The sequence below is a fragment of the Microbacterium sp. NPDC089321 genome (assembly GCF_040684935.1).
Lineage (GTDB): Bacteria > Actinomycetota > Actinomycetes > Actinomycetales > Microbacteriaceae > Microbacterium.
The window spans coordinates 207,710-223,675 of record NZ_JBFBGX010000003.1 but is presented as its reverse complement, the minus strand read 5'-3'; the positions used below and the strand labels follow the sequence as shown (position 1 = coordinate 223,675).

Below are 15,966 nucleotides of genomic sequence, written 5' to 3'. Positions count from 1 at the left end.
TCCGGGTAGTCGGGAACGGTAACGCTTCTCAATAGCGAGAAGCGCGGATGCTAGAGCGCGGCGAGCAGCGGGATCAGCGCCTGGAAGGCCCTGGCACGATGCGACTGCGACTGCTTCTCGGTGTCGGTGAACTCGCCGACCGAACGCTCGGCGTCCGGGTCCTGACCGTCGGGGATGAAGATGGGGTCGTAGCCGAATCCGCCGGCCCCGGATGCCCGGTGCGCGAGGCGCCCTGGCCAGATGCCCTCGACCGTGCGCTCGCTCTCGGCGGTGACGAGTGCGATGGTCGAGTGGAACTGCGCGGCGCGGTGGGGGTCGGCGACGTCGTGGAGCTGATCGAGCAGCAGCTCGAGGTTCGCCGTCGCGTCCTTCTTCTGCCCGGCCCAGTACGCCGAGAACACGCCGGGTGACCCGCCGAGGACATCGACGCAGATGCCCGAGTCGTCGGCGAGTGACGGCAGCCCGGTGTGCGCGAACGCGGCTCGTGCCTTGATCAGCGCGTTCTGAGCGAAGGTGACGCCGTCTTCGACGGGCTCGGGGCCGTCGTAGCCGATCACTTCGAGGTCGGGCCGCGTTGCGGCCACGATCTGCTGGAACTCGGCGACCTTGTGCGGGTTGTGCGTGGCGAGGACGACCTTCACTCGGCACCGCCCTCGGACAGTGCCGCGAGCTGGTGCTGCTGCAGCGTCGCGCAGCCGTTCACGCCGAGGTCGAGCAGGGCATCGAGCTCGCGCTTGTCGAAGGGAGCTCCTTCGGCGGTGCCCTGCACCTCGACGAAGAGTCCGCGGCCGGTGACGACGACGTTCATGTCGGTCTCAGCCCGCACATCCTCGACGTAGGCGAGGTCGAGCATCGGCTCGCCGTCGATGATCCCGACCGAGACCGCCGCGACCGTGTCGAGCAGCGGGGTCGAGTTCTTGCCGATGAACTTCTTCGCTCGCCCCCATTCGATGGCGTCGGCGAGGGCGACGTAAGCGCCGGTGATCGCCGCCGTGCGGGTGCCGCCGTCGGCCTGCAGCACATCGCAGTCGATGACGATGGTGTTCTCGCCGAGGGCCTTGGTGTCGACGACGGCGCGCAGCGCACGGCCGATCAGTCGCGAGATCTCGTGCGTGCGGCCGCCGATCTTCCCCTTGACGCTCTCGCGGTCGTTGCGCGAGTTCGTGGCGCGCGGCAGCATCGCGTACTCGGCGGTGACCCAGCCCTTGCCCTTGCCCGTCAGCCAGCGGGGAACGCCGTTGGTGAACGACGCCGTGCAGAGCACCTTGGTGCCGCCGAAGCTGATCAGCGCAGATCCCTCGGCGTGAGCGGACCAGCCGCGTTCGATCGTGACCTCGCGAAGCTGGTCGGTGCTGCGGCCGTCGGCGCGGACGATGTCTGACATGGTGTCCTCTCGGAGGGTTGAGGGCTGAGGGTGTCGGCTCTCAGGGCTGGTGGTCTGCGTCGCGCAGGTACGGCAGCTCGAGGACGCCGGTCTGCACGAGCTGCACGTCGCGCACCTCGTGCCCCATGAGGCGGTTGGCGAGCACGGCGAAGTCGGTGGCGGATGCCCCGGTCGCCTCGTATACGTAGCTGGCGACAGCGCCGGGCGAGGCGAGTTCGCCGCGCTTGACCAGCTGACGGTAGACGTCGGCGGCGGTCTCGTCGTCGCTCGACACGAGCGAGACGCCGTCACCCATCACGTAGCTGATCGCACCGCGCAGGAAGGGGTAGTGCGTGCATCCGAGCACGAGCGTGTCGACCTCGGCCTCGCGCAGCGGCGCGAGATACTCCTCGGCGACGGCGAGCACCTCAGGCGTGCCGGTGATGCCCGCCTCGACGAACTCGACGAAGCGGGGGCACGCGGCGGTGAACACCTGCAGGCGCTCGTTCACCTCGAGCATGTCCTGGTAGGCGCGGGATCCGATCGTTCCGACGGTGCCGATCACGCCGACGCGGCCGTTGCGGGTCGTCGAGACGGCGCGGCGCACCGCAGGGCCGATGACCTCGACGACGGGCACGTCATAGCGCTCCCTCGCGTCGCGCAGAACGGCGGCGGATGCCGTGTTGCACGCGATCACGAGCATCTTCACGCCCTGATCGACGAGCGTGTCGAGCACCTCGAGGCTGTACTGCCTGACGTCGGCGATCGGCTTGGGACCGTACGGCGAGTGCGCCGTGTCTCCGATGTAGACGAGCGACTCCTGCGGCAGCTGCGCGCGGATCGCGCGCGCGACGGTCAGTCCGCCCACACCGGAGTCGAAGATGCCGATGGGCGCGTCGTTCATGATGCCCAAGCCTACTCGGCGGCGTGCTCGCCCCGGGCCGCGGCGAGCGCCTGGCGCAGGTTGCCGCCCGCCTGCTCGAGGGCGGCGCGCGCGACGTCGGCATCGACACCGGTCTCGACGAGCGCGATCGCGAGCTTCACGGACCCGCCTGCGGTGCTCAGTGCCTCGGCTGCCTTCTCCGGCGAGCAGCCGGTCGCGTGCATGACGGTGCGCTCGGCGCGGGCCCGTAGCTTCTCGTTGGTCGACTGCACGTCGACCATGAGGTTGCCGTACACCTTGCCCGACTGCACCATCGCGACGGTCGAGATCGCGTTGAGCACCAGCTTCTGGGCGGTGCCCGCCTTGAGGCGGGTCGAACCGGCGACCACCTCGGGACCGACGACGACCTCGATCGCGACGTCGACGCCCTGCGAGATCTCCGCGTCGCGGTTGCACGCCAGGCTCACGGTGAACGCACCTCGTTCGCGCGCCGCGCGCAGCGCGCCGCTCACGTAAGGCGTGCGACCCGACGCCGAGATGCCCACGATGGCGTCATCAGGGCCGAGCCGGCTCGCTGCCTCGGCGCCGGCCTCGACATCGTCCTCGGCATTCTCGACGGCGCTGCGCAGCGCGTGCTCGCCGCCGGCGATGACGCCGAGCACGAGCGAGGGATCGGTGCCGAACGTGGGCGGGATCTCACTGGCATCCAGAACCCCCATCCGCCCCGCCGTGCCGGCGCCGATGTACACGAGCCGGCCGCCGCGGTGCAGCCGGTCGACGATCCCGTCGATCGCGCGGGCGATGCTGGCGCCCTCGGCGGCGACGGCCTGCGCCGCCACGATCCCCTGCTCGGTCATCAGGGCGACCTGGTCGACGGTGCTCAGCAGGTCGAGGTCGGCGAACGCGGGGTCGACGCGCTCGGTCGACAGGGTCTCGAGGGTGGAGCGCAGCTCTTCGCGGTCAGACATGTCGTTTCTTCCTTCGGCGTTGCGGCGGATGCCTGGTGAGGACGATCAGTGGGCGAGCAGAGCGCGTCGTGCTGCCCTAGCGGCCAGCAGGCTGGCGGCCGGAGACGAGACGACGGCCCCCTCGGCGTGCGCGGGCAGACCGACGTTGACGGCGACGACGCGCGGTGCGACCGACCGGATGCTGTCGAGCACGTGGCGCTGCGCAGTGCCCTCGTCGACGCGGTCGACGAGCACGATGGTCTGAGCGGCGCCCGCACGCTGCGCCACGGCCCCGACCTCGGCATCGTCTGCGGACTCGGCGTCGATCCTGATGATGTCGCCGCCCGCGGCGAGCGCCAGGGCGACGTGAGACGCGGCGCTGTCGACGGCCAGGCTCGAGGCGCGGCGGAGGTCGATCACCGTGGTGGGCTCGTCGGCGAAGGCCGGCAGGTCGCCGTGCACGCGCACGGCTCTGTCGGCGATCGAGTCGGCGTCGAAGGGCGCCTCTGCTGCCGCGGAGCGGGGGCGCACGGCATCCGCCATCGCCGCGACGCGACCCGCGGCCTCAGCGACCCGCTCGTGCGGGAGCTCGCCGCTGCGGATCGCGGCGACGATCGCGTCTCGGGCGATGAGGTAGTCGATCTCGTCCTGGTCGGGAAGCATCGCCGCTCCCGGGTTGGTGGGGTTGCCGATGCACAGCAGATCGGCCCCGGCGGCGAGAGCGCGCACCGCTCCCCCGCCGATGCCCACCCGTTCGCGGATCGCCGCCATGTCGAGCGCGTCGGTGATGATCACGCCGTCGAATCCGTCTGCGCGCAGCCGCCCCAGCACATCGCTGTTGAGCGTGGCCGGCGCGTCGCCCCACTGCGGGGCGCAGATGTGCGCGGTCATGATCGCGTGCACGCCCGCGTCTGTGGCCGCCGAGAACGGCGGAAGGTGGTGCGCGTCGATCTCCTCCTGAGAGAGAGTCAGCGCCGGCAGGTCGTGGTGCGAGTCGGTGTGGGTGTCGCCGTGGCCGGGATAGTGCTTGGCGCACGCCGCCACTCCCGCCCGCTGGATCCCCCGCACAGCGGCGGCCGTGTGCCGTGAGACGAGGTCGGTGCGGTCTCCGAACGCGCGCACGCCGATCACCGGGTTGCGAGGATCCGTGTTCACGTCGGCCACAGGGCCGATCACGACGTCGGCGCCGATCGCATCGACGCGACGGCCGATCTCGTAGCCTGTCGCCTCGGTCGCGTCCACATCGTCGACGACTCCGAGCTGAGCCGCTCCCGGCACCGTCGAGCCCGTGTCGGTCTCGAGCCGGGTGACGCTGCCGCCCTCCTCGTCGATGCCGATCAGCGCCCGGGGTGCCCGGCGGTGGATCTCCGCGCTGAGCGCGGCGGTGTCTCCGTGCAGATTCTGCGCGAAGTACACGACGCCGGCCAGACCGTCGTCGAGAGCCGTCCCGAGCCACTCCGGCATCTCGGATCCCAGGAATCCGGGCCACAGCACGCCGTTCACGAGTCGAGTCAGCTCATCGGCCTGGGGCATGCGGGAATCCTCCATGATCGGGTCGGTGCGGAGCGCGGCTCCGCCCTTCAGTATTCCGGATCCGGCGCCTGGATACACTGGCCGGATGAGCTCCGCGTTCCTCACCGACCGCTATGAACTGACCATGCTCGCAGCCTCGCTGCGCGACGGCACGGCATCGAGGCCCAGCGTATTCGAGCTGTTCTCGCGTCGCCTCTCCGGGGGTCGGCGCTTCGGCGTCGTCGCCGGCACGGGCCGGCTGCTCACGCTGCTGCGCGACTTCCGGTTCGGCGAAGACGAACTGCGGTACCTGCGCGACAACCACGTGGTGGATGCCGAGGCCGTCGCGTATCTCGAGAACTACCGCTTCACGGGCACCATCCTCGGCTATCGCGAGGGCGAGCTGTATTTCCCGGGATCACCCATCCTCACCGTCGAGGGCACCTTCGCCGACGCCGTGGTGCTCGAGACGCTGGCGCTCAGCGTGATGAACCACGACTCCGCCGTCGCCACCGCGGCATCCCGCATGAGCATCGCCGCCGGCGAGCGCCCCCTCGCCGAGATGGGCTCGCGTCGCGCGGCCGAGCAGTCGGCGGTGGCCGCGGCGCGCGCCGCATACATCGCGGGATTCGGATCGACGAGCAACCTCGAGGCCGGCCGTCGATGGGGCATCCCGACCATGGGCACGGCGGCGCACTCGTGGACCCTGCTGCACGACTCCGAGGAAGACGCGTTCCGATCGCAGATCGACAGCCTGGGCGCCGGCACGACGCTGCTCGTCGACACCTACGACATCGAGAAGGGCGTCGAGACGGCCATCCGGGTCGCCGGCACGGGTCTCGGCGGCGTGCGCCTCGACTCGGGCGACCTTCCGCTCGTCGCCGCAGCCGTGCGCCAGCAGCTCGACGACCTGGGCGCCACCGACACCAAGATCACCGTGACGAGCGATCTCGACGAGTACGCGATCGCCGCTCTGGCCGCCTCGCCCGTCGACTTCTACGGCGTCGGCACCTCGGTGGTCACCGGCTCCGGCTACCCGACGGCGAGCATGGTGTACAAGCTCGTCGCCAGACAGGACTCCGCCGGGCGCTGGGTCGCCGTGGCCAAGGCCTCGACCGACAAGGGCTCGAAGGGTGGGCGCAAGGCCGCCTTCCGCACGCTGGATAACGGCGTCGCCGTGGCCGAGACCGTGTCGGTCGCCGACGGCTTCGAGCAGGTCGACACCGCCGCCGAGCACCCCGACGCTCGCGCGCTGCAGGTCGTGCTCGTGGACCGTGGCGAGATCGACGCCGCGCACGAGGGAGCGGCGGGAACGGCATCCGCTCGCGACCATCACCTGCGCGTGCGCGAGGAGCTTCCGGTGCGTGCGCTCGCGCTCAGCAAGTCCGATCCGGCGATCCCGACCCTCTTCGTCGACGCCGGCTGACGCGGGTCCGCGTCAGGAGACCATGCTCTCGTAGATCTCTTTGCAGGTCGGGCAGATGGGGAACTTCTCCGGGTCTCGACCCGGGGTCCACTTCTTTCCGCAGAGGGCGCGCACCGGCTTGCCGGTGATCGCCGACTCGAGGATCTTGTCCTTCTTCACGTAATGAGAGAAGCGCTCGTGGTCGCCGGGCTCGAGGTGCTCCTCGCGGAGGAGTTCTTCGAGCTCGCGATCAAGTGTTGCCACGCCACCCTGATCGGGGCTGTCCAGCGGAGTACTCATGCCGCGATTCTATCCGCCGCCTCGCGCGTCGGGGCCCGGTTCCCGAGACGGCGCACGCACAGGCGGGTCAGGTCGTCTCGACGAACTCCATCAACCGCTCGCCGCTGCGCTCGAAGATCGCCGCCCCGATCGCCGCGCCGCCGAAGAGCACTCCCACGCCGGAGAGCACGCCGACCCAGAACGTCGACATCGCGTGCTGCTCGCCCTCGATGAGCGTCAGCGCGAACAGCCAGATCGTCGGAGCACTGGCCAGCAGAGCGCCGATGAACGTCAGGGCGGCTCCGTACGATCCGTGCGATGACGAGCGCTGCGGCTGCTGGAACGGGCTGTCACCCGGGCGCGAGACGGCGTAGGGGGCGACCACCGAGGCGACGCTCGAGATGCCGAGACCGGTCAGCAGCAGCGCGGCCGTGACCCCGATGAGCGGCAGCATGAGATGCCAGTCCGCGATCACGGCGAGGGTGACCGAGATGCCGATCGCGAGCACGGGCAGTGCCACGAGCAGCACGGGCACCAGCCTGCCGAAGCGATCGGGCAGCCCGCGCACGCCGCTGGCGATGTGCATCCAGAGTGCGGTGGAGTCGTAGGCGACGTCGTTGTGCGGCAGCCAGCCGAAGAACAGCGCCATGAGCGGCACCGGCACCAGCGCCGCGATCCACAGCGGCACCCCGGCGACGAGCAGCGGGAACACGGTCAGCACACCGGCGATGGGGACCACCAGCAGGTTCACGATGTAGCGGCGGTCACGCAGCCAGTAGACGAGGCTGCGAGCAGCGATGGCGCCGAAGGCGTTGGCGGGCAGCGAGCCGAACCACCCGAGACCCGAGCGCTCACGGGTCGCGTACGGCCGCTCTGACGCGGTGAGCAGGCGACGCACGAGAAGATTCCAGATCAGCAGCATCCCGCCGATGGTCGCCAGCGCGACCAGTCCGCTCACCCAGGCCGCCGCCGCCTCGCCGGCTGCGACGTGGAACAGGAACGCCTGAGGCGCGGCGAGCGGCGAGAACCCGACGATGCTCGTCGCGGTGTGCACGGCAGAGGGGACCTGTCCGTCCCACCGCAGCGACGCGAAGTAGGCGGCGACGGGGAACGCGATGACGATCACCGGGAGGGTGAACAGCACGGTCAGCTCCCGGGAACGGCGCTCGGGCAGCAGGATCGCGCTGATCGCCATGCCTATGCGGGCGGCAAGCGCGATGGAGATGACGCCGATCGCGCCGAACAGCACAGCTGCACCCCACGCCACTCCGGCCTGCACCGCGACGACCACGACGCACGCCGTCACGGCGATCAGCGCGAGGCTGGGCACGCTGATCAGCGAAGCCAGCACGAGCGTCCAGCCGAGGCGACGCTCGTCGAGCCCGAACGGCCAGAAGCGCCGCGGGTCGAGCTGGTCGGGAGTGCCGGTCAGCATCGGACCCACGAAGAAGGCGAGCATCAGCGCCGCGGCGCCGAGGACCATGACTGTCTCGGCGGTGGGCAGCGGAGCCTGGCCGAGCCCGAGGATGGCGATGCAGACGGCGACTGTGGCGGCGATGGATGCGGCCAGAGCGATGGCGGCGCGCACACCGTGCTCTCCCCGCAGCGCGCCGACCAGCAGCGCCAGCCTCAGTCGGAGAACGTGTGCAGCCACTCGAGGCCCTCCACTTCTCCGCCGGTGCCCGAGAGCTCGATGAACCGCTCCGTGAGCGTCTGTCCCGCGCGCACGTCGTCGATGGTGCCCTCGGCGAGCACCTCGCCGCCGACGATCACCGCCACGCGCGAGCACACGCGCTCGACGAGATCCATGCCGTGGCTCGACAGGATCACCGTGCCGCCGTGCGACACGTACGAGCGGAGGATGTCGAGGATCACCCCCGACGACACCGGGTCGACCGCTTCGAACGGCTCGTCGAGCACGAGGACGCGCGGCGAGTGGATCAGGGCGCCTGCGAGCATCACCTTCTTGGTCATGCCGGCCGAGTAGTCGGACACCACTCGGCTGAGCGCCTCGCTGAGGTCGAACGCGCGCGCGAGGTCGGCGGTGCGCTTCTCGATGACGGCGCGATCGAGGCCGCGCAGCTGACCGTAGTAGTGCAGAAGCTGGCGTCCGGTCAGCCGGTCGAACGTGCGGAGGCGATCGGGAAGCACTCCCATGACGCGCTTGGCCTCGAGCGGCTTCTCGCGCTGGTCGATGCCGCTGATGTGCACCGTGCCCGCATCAGGGCGCAGCAGTCCCGCGATGATCGACAGCGTCGTTGTCTTGCCCGCGCCGTTCGGCCCGACGAGACCGTAGAACGACCCCGCGGGCACCGTGAGATCGACATGGTCGACGGCGTTCGTGTCGCCGAAGCGCTTCACCAGGCCGCGGATGCGGATCGCCTCTCGGGCCGCGGGCTGGCCGTCGGCGGACTCGGCTGCGATCGCACCGGCGTCGAGCGCGGGCAGATCGACGCCGGGGGTCACAGCGATCTCGTCTGCTGTCTCCGCGCGCGGAGCGGCGTCGGCAGGGACGTCCGTTGCGGATGCCTCGGTCGAGGCAAGGTCTGCGGCCTCGGAGGCCAGGGCGGTGGTTCCTGACGCGTCGTCTGTCGTGGCGCCGGCGGCGGAGGCGTCGGGCGTCGGCGCCTCCTGCTTCTTCGCGTCCGGTGCGGACGAATCGGATGCGGGCGCGACGGACGCGTCAGCCGCCGGGTCGTCGACGATGGTGGCGGATGCCGCAGTGCCTCTGCGAGGAGGCCTGGCCTCCGCGAGATCCGCGCTGTTCGAGGCTGCGACCAGTCTGCGCGCGGGCTCGGGCTCCAGAGCGATCGCCGCATCTGCGGTCACTTCCGGCATCGACGGCGCGATCTCTCCGACGGGTGCGTCGGACGCCGCACCGGGTGCCCGCTTCGCTGTCGGCTTCGCCGGCGTGCGCTTCGCCGCCGTCGTCTTCGGGCGCGCCGTCTTCGTGGCTGTCGACGCCCCGGCCGTCGCCTTCGCCGCGGGCGCGGCAGTCGTGCTCTCGGCGGCAGCGCTCTCGGCGGCCGCAGATGTGGCGGCGGTGCCCTGCTGGACGCCGGTGCTCTTCGTGACACCGGTGCTCTTCGTGGCGCCGGGGGCCTTCTTGGCCGCCGTGGTCTTCTTGGCCGCCGTGGTCTTCTTGGTTTCCGTGGTCTTCTTGGCCGCCGTGGTCTTCTTGGCCGCCGTGGTCTTCTTGGCGGCGGCGGACTTCGCGGCGGCGGGCTTCGCTGCGGAGGACTTGCCCGCCACGCGGTCGGCCCCAGCGCCCATGGCTCCCGAGGTCGTCTCGGAACCGGTGACGTCGGGAGCGGGGGTCTCGCCCCCTGTCGTCTCCGCCAGCGCCGCCTTCGCCGCTGCCGCCTTCCTCGCCCGCACCGTCGCAGCGGCCTTCTTGGCGGCCTCGCTGCGCTTCGCGGCTGCTGCCTTCTCGGCGGCACTCTGCGCGGCGGTCGCCCGGCTGGTCGACCTCGCCGCTGCGGCGCTGGTGCTCGCCTTCTTCACCGCGGCCGCGCGGCCGGCATCCGCCTCTGCCGCCTTCTTCGCCGCAGCGGTCTTCGCAGCCGCAGTCGACGCCGCGGCCTTCTTCACCGCCGCGGTCCTGGCTGCGCTCGATGCCGCCGTCTTGCGCGGCGCACGAGCAGGCTTCTTCTGCTCGGCGGGCGTGTCTGCGGGTTCGACGAGCGTGCTCTGGCTGCCCTCGACGCGAAGCTCGCCGTCGATTCGGGGCGGGTCGTCGATTAGGGCATCCTCTGAGTCACGCGCGGCAGTCACTCCCCTACGGTATCAATCGCTCCTGACAGCGCTCAGGGGCACCGACTCCGAAGGGCATCCCAAGGAAAATCGCGAAAGCAACCCCCTCGCATGACGCTGGGAGTAACGTGTGGAATCGGTCACGAAAGCGCAACGGGACCGCCACCTCCCGACGTCTCTCAGTCACGATCGGTACCATTGCGGAGGCACGAAGAGGTGTCCCGTCGGTGAACCGACAGTGAACACAGTTCTTTCTTAGGAGATTCCGTGACTCTTCAGACCGTCATCCTCGCAGCCGGCATGGGCTCGCGCCTGGGCCGCGCCCTGCCGAAGCCCCTCACCGAGCTCAGCGACGGCCGCACGATCATGGGCCAGCAGCACGACAACATCCGCGCGGCGTTCGGTGACGACGCCCGGATCACGACCGTCGTCGGCTACCGCGCCGAGACGATCATCGAGGCCTTCCCGTCGGCGAAGTACGTGCACAACGAGCGCTACGACGTCACCAACACCTCGAAGAGCCTGCTGCGCGCGCTGAGCGCCACCGGCAAGGGCGGCGTGCTCTGGATGAACGGCGACGTGGTCTTCGACCCGCGCATCCTCGGCCGCGCCATCGAGTACATCGAGCGCGACCAGTCGTTCGTCACCGTCAACACCTCGAAGGTGAGCGACGAAGAGGTGAAGTACACGGTCACCGCCGAGGGGTACATCGACGAGCTCTCGAAGACCGTCAAGGGCGGCCTCGGCGAGGCCGTCGGCATCAACTACATCTCGTCGCGCGACAAGAAGGCCTTCATGCGCCAGCTGCAGCGCGTCGACGACCAGGACTACTTCGAGCGCGGTCTCGAACTGTCGATCGCCGAAGACGGCCTGCTGCTCGAGCCGATGGACGTCTCCGACCTCTACGCGGTCGAGGTCGACTTCGCAGAGGACCTGGAGCGCGCGAACCTGTTCGTGTGACCCCTTTCGACTGACACGCGTCACGAGAGCCCCGCCCCTGTCAAGGGGAGCGGGGCTTTCGGCATTCTCGCGGATGCCCTGCATAAGATCGGCGCATGCGTGAGAAGGTCCACAAGATCCACTCCCTCTCGGAGGACTCGCCGTGGGACAAGCCCGTCCCTCCGGTGGGCTCTCGCGAGCACCCGCTCAGCGTGCGCAGCCTCGATCGGGTGATGGACGTGCAGCGCCCGCTGGTCGTGGCGCACATCCGCAGCATCCGCCGCCGTCATCCCGACGCGACCCCTGAGCAGATCGTGCGGATCCTCGAGGCGCGCTATCTCGCCGCAGTCACCGCGGGCGGCGCGGCGGTCGGAGCGACGGCCGTCGTTCCCGGCATCGGGACGGGCATCACCTTGGCGCTGTCGGGGGTCGAGACGATCGGGTTCATGGAGTCGACGGCGCTGTTCGCGCAGTCGGTCGCCGAGGTGCATGGCATCGCGATCGACAACCCCGAGCGCGCCCGCGCGCTCGTGATGACGCTGATGCTCGGCAAAGAGGGCGTCGATCTCGTCTCCCAGCTCGCCAAGCAGGCGACCGGCAGGGGCGGCACGCGCTCGTCGTACTGGGGAGAGATGGTGACCAAGTCGCTGCCGAAGGCGGCGATGGGACCGATCGTCGATCGGCTGAAATCGGAGTTCATCCGCCAGTTCGCCAAGCGCGGCGGCGCCTCGTTCCTCGGCAAGGCGCTGCCGTTCGGCGTCGGCGCGGTCGTCGGAGGAGCCGGCAACCACATGCTCGGACGGCGCGTGCTCACCACCTCACGACGGGCGTTCGGACTCGCGCCTGTAGTGCTGCCGGTCGAGCTCGAGCCGACGCCGGGCAGCGAGAGGCTGGAAGCCCGGATGCTGAAGGGCGCCCGGTTCATCGGATCGAAGCTGCGGCGCACACCGCGTGAGGTCGAGTCCTCGTCGGCGGAGCGGTCTGCCTCGGCGCCGGGATCATCGTCCTCCACAGACACGGAGTGAGCGCAGGTTGTGCACGGATCAGGTGGGGTCGTCACAGCCGCCACCGGGAGGTCTGAGCTCCTTCCTATCGTGACGGGATGCAGCGTCCCCACGATCCGGAACGACCCGCTCCCCCCGTCGCGTACTGCGTGCCGTGGGTGATCGTCCGACGCGACCGAGCCCACCCTGTCGTGCTCAACGCCGGCCGCGAGCCGGTCGATTTCGTGAGGGCCTTCCGCGAGGATGCCGACCATAGGCAGGTGGTCGACCTGTGGGGGCAGGTGCTGCCCGGCGAGACGGTCGAGCTGTGCCTGTGTGCGTCGGACCCCGACGAGGTGGCGGTCTCGGTCGCCTGGTTCCGGCAGTTCGACGGGCTGGAGTACCTGTGGCGTTTCGTCGTGTGAGGGTCGGCCCAAGGCTGCAGGCCACGGAGGTGCGGGCCCGTCAGTCGCCTTCGTTCACGACCCCATCTGCGACGGTGACGTAGGCGTCCAGACGAGTCAGCGCCTCCGCCGGATTCGAGCCGTAGGCGGCACGTGCACTGTCGATCAGCAGCTCCTGCGACTGCGCGTCCGTCGTCTCTGCCATCTCGAGGATCTCTTCTGCAGCCTCCGGTGCCGAACGCAGTGCGACCTCGATACTCTGACGCAGCTCGATCAGGCGCTGGCTGTCATAGAGCCGCTCCGCCGCTTCGTGCTCGGCGGCGTGCACCCGGGTCTGCGCCCACGCACGATCGCGCTCACGCTCGGTGCCGGCAAGCGTGAAGACGTTCACCTCCCAGTCCGAGAGCCGGTCCGGGTAGTGCCTGCCGTTCACCACACCGGTCTCCTGGTACGGCGTCCCGACGTCTTCGAGAAGCTGCGCTGTGTCGACTCTGGCCCAGTCGTAACCGGCCACGGCAACGCCCCGGGCAGTCAGCCTCTCTGCAAACTCCCGCGCCTCGTCTTCACACGCCGATGGCTCGTAGTCATCGACGGCTGCGATACGCGCTCGGGCGAATGCCGACGCCACATCGTCGATGGTGCTCTGCGGCAGTATCGGCGGCCGCAGCTTCGAGAGAACGCGCTCGCCACTCTCGAGCTCGACGACGGTCGACGCGTGTCGATGGCAGGCCAGCGCGCGATACGCAGGGGTGGCCAGCAGGCTGTTGACCACGCTGGCCTTCGCCTCGTGCAACCCGAGGTAGGCATAGCGATATTCGCGCAGGCTGTTCGCGTGCAGCATCGCCAACGGTGCCGCGATGACGATGACGGCAACCACGACGCTCTGGGCTCCAGCCATTCGTCCACCACGTCGGGCCTTCCCTGGCGCCACGACAACGCCTCGGCGCCTGCTGCGCGTCAGCACGACCGGGAGAAACGCCACCGCGACACCCGGAAGGATCGCCGCGGACAGGCCGACGTCCGCGGCTATGAGCGGGTAGCAGAAAGTCGTCAGCAGCACAGCGACGCCGCTCCAAGCCCACACCATCAGCGGAGCCGGCGACCGCCCGGGGCCGGCGTCCGATCGCGCGCGGAGGAACCCCGTCGTCAGCGCCATCAACGCCCCCAACAGCAGCAGCGGCGCGATCAGGCCCCAGCAGACGCCGAGCAGCCCCAGGGAGAAGTACGCCATCTCCTGACTGTCCGAGGGAAGGAAGAACCCGGCAAGAGGGATGAGGATGACGCCGACAGCACCCATGGCCAGCCTCTTGGCGGCGGAGTATGGTCGCATCTCGGTGAGCCTAGCTACCGGATCCCGCACAGCTGTCGCGCCCGAAGACCCATCACCTTTCGCCGACGTCAGCGCCGCCTGCCTGCTCGGGTGGGCCCTTGCAATCCCGCGGATCAGGGTGACCTGAGGGGCGGAGCGGTCCGGCAGGTGCTGACACCTTTCGCGGGGGCAGAGGAACAGCAGAGGCGAGTCACCCTGCGCCGACGCCGCGATGACCGGCCGTGAGCACTCCCACCCAAAGGATCTCCGATTCCGTTGTGGCGAGCATCCAACAGCAGAGCCGACCCCGGCGCTAGTGTGGAATCCGTGACCGACAAGCCAGACCTCTCGACCACGGCCGCCAGGATCGCGAACCTTCGCGACCGCTTCAACGATGCAGTCGTCGAGCCCGAGAAGATCGCCCAGCAGAAGCAGCACGCCAAGGGCAAGATGACCGCTCGCGAGCGCATCGAGCTGCTGGTCGACAACGGCAGCTTCGTCGAGTTCGACGAGTACGTGCGCCACCGCACCACCGCGTTCGGCATGGACCGCAACCGCCCCTACGGCGACTCGGTCGTCACGGGCGTCGCGACGATCCACGGTCGCACTGTCGCGGTGTACTCGCAGGACTTCACCACCTTCGGCGGCTCCCTGGGCGAGGTGGCCGGCGACAAGATCATCAAGATCATGCAGTTCGCCCTGCAGAACGGGATGCCGATCATCGGCATCCTCGACTCGGGCGGAGCCCGCATCCAGGAGGGCGTGCTCGCGCTCAGCAAGTACGGCGAGATCTTCCGGCACAACACCCGCTCGTCGGGCGTCATCCCGCAGATCTCGATCATCATGGGTCCGGCAGCCGGCGGCGCCGTCTACGGACCCGCTCTCACCGACTTCGTCATCATGGTCGACAAGACCAGCCAGATGTTCGTCACCGGCCCCGACGTCATCAAGACCGTCACGGGCGAGGACGTCGGCATGGAGGAGCTCGGCGGCGCCCTCACGCACAACACCCGTTCGGGTGTCGCCCACTACCTGGCCGAGGACGAGGACGACGCGCTCGACTACGCGCGCACCCTGCTCAGCTACCTGCCCGACAACAACATGGCCGAGATCCCCGCCTACGACTCGCACTTCGAGTGGGAGACGACGGATGCCGATCACGTGCTGAACAAGATCATCCCGGACTCCCCCAACCAGCCCTACGACATCCACACGGTGATCGAGCACGTCGTCGACGGCGGGGAGTTCCTCGAGGTGCAGCCGCTGTTCGCACCGAACATCGTGATCGGCTTCGGCCGTGTCGAGGGACGCTCTGTGGGCATCATCGCCAACCAGCCCTCGCAGATGGCCGGCACGCTGAACATCGAAGCGGGCGAGAAGGCCAGCCGATTCGTGCGCTTCTGCGACTCGTTCTCGATCCCGATCGTCACCCTCGTCGACGTTCCCGGCTACCTGCCCGGCACCGACCAGGAGTGGACCGGCGTCATCCGCCGCGGCGCGAAGCTGATCTACGCCTACGCCGAGGCCACCGTGCCGATGGTCACCGTGATCCTGCGCAAGGCGTACGGCGGCGCGTACATCGTCATGGGCTCGAAGCAGCTCGGCGCCGACATCAACCTCGCGTGGCCCACCGCCGAGATCGCCGTGATGGGCGGCCAGGGTGCCGTCAACATCCTCTACCGCGGAGAGATCAAGAAGGCCGAGGAGGCCGGTGAAGACGTCGCCGCCGTGCGCAGCCGACTCGCCGCCGAGTACACCTACGGCGTCACCAGCCCGTTCCTCGCCGCCGAGCGGGGTGAGATCGACGGCATCATCGAGCCCTCGGCCACTCGCGTCGCCATCGCGAAGGCACTTCGCGCGCTGCGCGGAAAGCGCGCCGAGCTGCCGCCCAAGAAGCACGGGAACATCCCGCTGTGACCGAGGCCGATGACACCCCGCGCATGGAGATCGTGCGCGGCAACCCGACCGAGGAAGAGCTCGCCGCTCTCATCGCGGTCGTCGCCGAGGCGTACTCGCACGAGTCCGCCGAAGCCGTCGCCGATGTGCCGCACGTCTCGGCGTGGCAGCGCACGCAGAGAGCGATGCGCCGGCCGCTGCGTCGCGACATCCCCTGGGGCCGCTACTCCGGCTGACAGCATCGCTCACCGCGGCGACGTCCGTCGTTGATGCCTGAAGTCGGAACGTCGACT

Annotated in this window: 15 protein-coding genes; 6 read left to right on the top strand and 9 right to left on the bottom strand. The window is 69.6% G+C overall.

Going from position 1 to position 15,966, the window contains the following annotated elements; translation table 11 throughout:
- Nucleotides 1-50: 50 nt before the first annotated feature.
- The 5 genes from rdgB to AB0N59_RS14555 are packed head-to-tail and all read right to left on the bottom strand — an operon-like array spanning nucleotide 51 to nucleotide 4,726.
- A complete protein-coding gene (gene rdgB / locus AB0N59_RS14575; protein ID WP_363484848.1) occupies nucleotides 51-641 on the bottom strand; it encodes an RdgB/HAM1 family non-canonical purine NTP pyrophosphatase in 591 nt (196 codons plus the stop codon).
- Nucleotides 638-1,384, bottom strand: coding sequence for a ribonuclease PH (rph, locus tag AB0N59_RS14570; protein WP_363484845.1), 747 nt, complete (start codon nucleotides 1,382-1,384; stop codon nucleotides 638-640). Before rph ends, rdgB begins: the two co-directional genes overlap by 4 nt.
- 40 nt (nucleotides 1,385-1,424) lie before the next feature.
- Complete coding sequence (murI, locus tag AB0N59_RS14565) at nucleotides 1,425-2,267, bottom strand: glutamate racemase (protein ID WP_363484842.1); 843 nt, start codon at nucleotides 2,265-2,267, stop codon at nucleotides 1,425-1,427.
- Between the two features lie 11 nt (nucleotides 2,268-2,278).
- On the bottom strand, nucleotides 2,279-3,214 hold the full coding sequence (gene murQ, locus AB0N59_RS14560; RefSeq protein WP_363484839.1) for an N-acetylmuramic acid 6-phosphate etherase: 936 nt from the start codon (nucleotides 3,212-3,214) through the stop codon (nucleotides 2,279-2,281).
- A 45-nt stretch (nucleotides 3,215-3,259) separates the two neighbouring features.
- Nucleotides 3,260-4,726, bottom strand: coding sequence for a glycoside hydrolase family 3 N-terminal domain-containing protein (locus AB0N59_RS14555; RefSeq protein ID WP_363484836.1), 1,467 nt, complete (start codon nucleotides 4,724-4,726; stop codon nucleotides 3,260-3,262).
- An 85-nt stretch (nucleotides 4,727-4,811) separates the two neighbouring features.
- Between AB0N59_RS14555 and AB0N59_RS14550 the strand changes: the two genes are divergently transcribed.
- Nucleotides 4,812-6,131: a nicotinate phosphoribosyltransferase gene (locus AB0N59_RS14550; RefSeq protein ID WP_363484833.1), complete on the top strand. Its 1,320-nt coding sequence runs from the start codon at nucleotides 4,812-4,814 to the stop codon at nucleotides 6,129-6,131.
- A gap of 12 nt (nucleotides 6,132-6,143) precedes the next feature.
- On the opposite strand, the gene AB0N59_RS14545 is transcribed toward AB0N59_RS14550, so the two are convergent.
- The 3 genes from AB0N59_RS14545 to AB0N59_RS14535 form a co-directional block, all read right to left on the bottom strand.
- The gene (locus tag AB0N59_RS14545; protein WP_099195834.1) at nucleotides 6,144-6,410 is read right to left on the bottom strand and encodes a DUF3039 domain-containing protein; all 267 of its coding nucleotides are present in this window, start codon (nucleotides 6,408-6,410) and stop codon (nucleotides 6,144-6,146) included.
- A gap of 67 nt (nucleotides 6,411-6,477) precedes the next feature.
- Nucleotides 6,478-8,043, bottom strand: coding sequence for a hypothetical protein (locus AB0N59_RS14540; protein WP_363484830.1), 1,566 nt, complete (start codon nucleotides 8,041-8,043; stop codon nucleotides 6,478-6,480).
- Nucleotides 8,019-10,163: an ATP-binding cassette domain-containing protein gene (locus AB0N59_RS14535; RefSeq protein WP_363484827.1), complete on the bottom strand. Its 2,145-nt coding sequence runs from the start codon at nucleotides 10,161-10,163 to the stop codon at nucleotides 8,019-8,021. The genes AB0N59_RS14540 and AB0N59_RS14535 overlap by 25 nt, the downstream gene beginning before the upstream one ends.
- Before the next feature lie 246 nt (nucleotides 10,164-10,409).
- On the opposite strand from AB0N59_RS14535, the gene AB0N59_RS14530 reads away from it, so the two are divergent.
- From AB0N59_RS14530 to AB0N59_RS14520, 3 genes are all read left to right on the top strand, one after another.
- On the top strand, nucleotides 10,410-11,102 hold the full coding sequence (locus AB0N59_RS14530) for an NTP transferase domain-containing protein (RefSeq protein ID WP_363484824.1): 693 nt from the start codon (nucleotides 10,410-10,412) through the stop codon (nucleotides 11,100-11,102).
- A 95-nt stretch (nucleotides 11,103-11,197) separates the two neighbouring features.
- Nucleotides 11,198-12,106: a hypothetical protein gene (locus AB0N59_RS14525; RefSeq protein ID WP_363484821.1), complete on the top strand. Its 909-nt coding sequence runs from the start codon at nucleotides 11,198-11,200 to the stop codon at nucleotides 12,104-12,106.
- Nucleotides 12,107-12,183: 77 nt separating this feature from the next.
- Nucleotides 12,184-12,489, top strand: a complete 306-nt coding sequence (locus tag AB0N59_RS14520) for a hypothetical protein (protein WP_363484818.1) — start codon at nucleotides 12,184-12,186, stop codon at nucleotides 12,487-12,489.
- 40 nt (nucleotides 12,490-12,529) lie between these two features.
- On the opposite strand, the gene AB0N59_RS14515 is transcribed toward AB0N59_RS14520, so the two are convergent.
- Entirely contained in the window at nucleotides 12,530-13,765 is a 1,236-nt protein-coding gene (locus AB0N59_RS14515; protein WP_363484815.1) for a hypothetical protein, read from the bottom strand.
- A gap of 330 nt (nucleotides 13,766-14,095) precedes the next feature.
- Here AB0N59_RS14515 and AB0N59_RS14510 point away from each other — a divergent pair, with 330 nt between their 5' ends.
- Nucleotides 14,096-15,694 carry an acyl-CoA carboxylase subunit beta gene (locus AB0N59_RS14510; RefSeq protein ID WP_363484812.1) on the top strand — a complete coding sequence of 533 codons (1,599 nt, stop codon included), beginning with the start codon at nucleotides 14,096-14,098 and terminating at the stop codon, nucleotides 15,692-15,694.
- Nucleotides 15,691-15,909 carry an acyl-CoA carboxylase subunit epsilon gene (locus AB0N59_RS14505; protein ID WP_363484809.1) on the top strand — a complete coding sequence of 73 codons (219 nt, stop codon included), beginning with the start codon at nucleotides 15,691-15,693 and terminating at the stop codon, nucleotides 15,907-15,909. The genes AB0N59_RS14510 and AB0N59_RS14505 overlap by 4 nt, the downstream gene beginning before the upstream one ends.
- Nucleotides 15,910-15,966 lie beyond the last annotated feature (57 nt).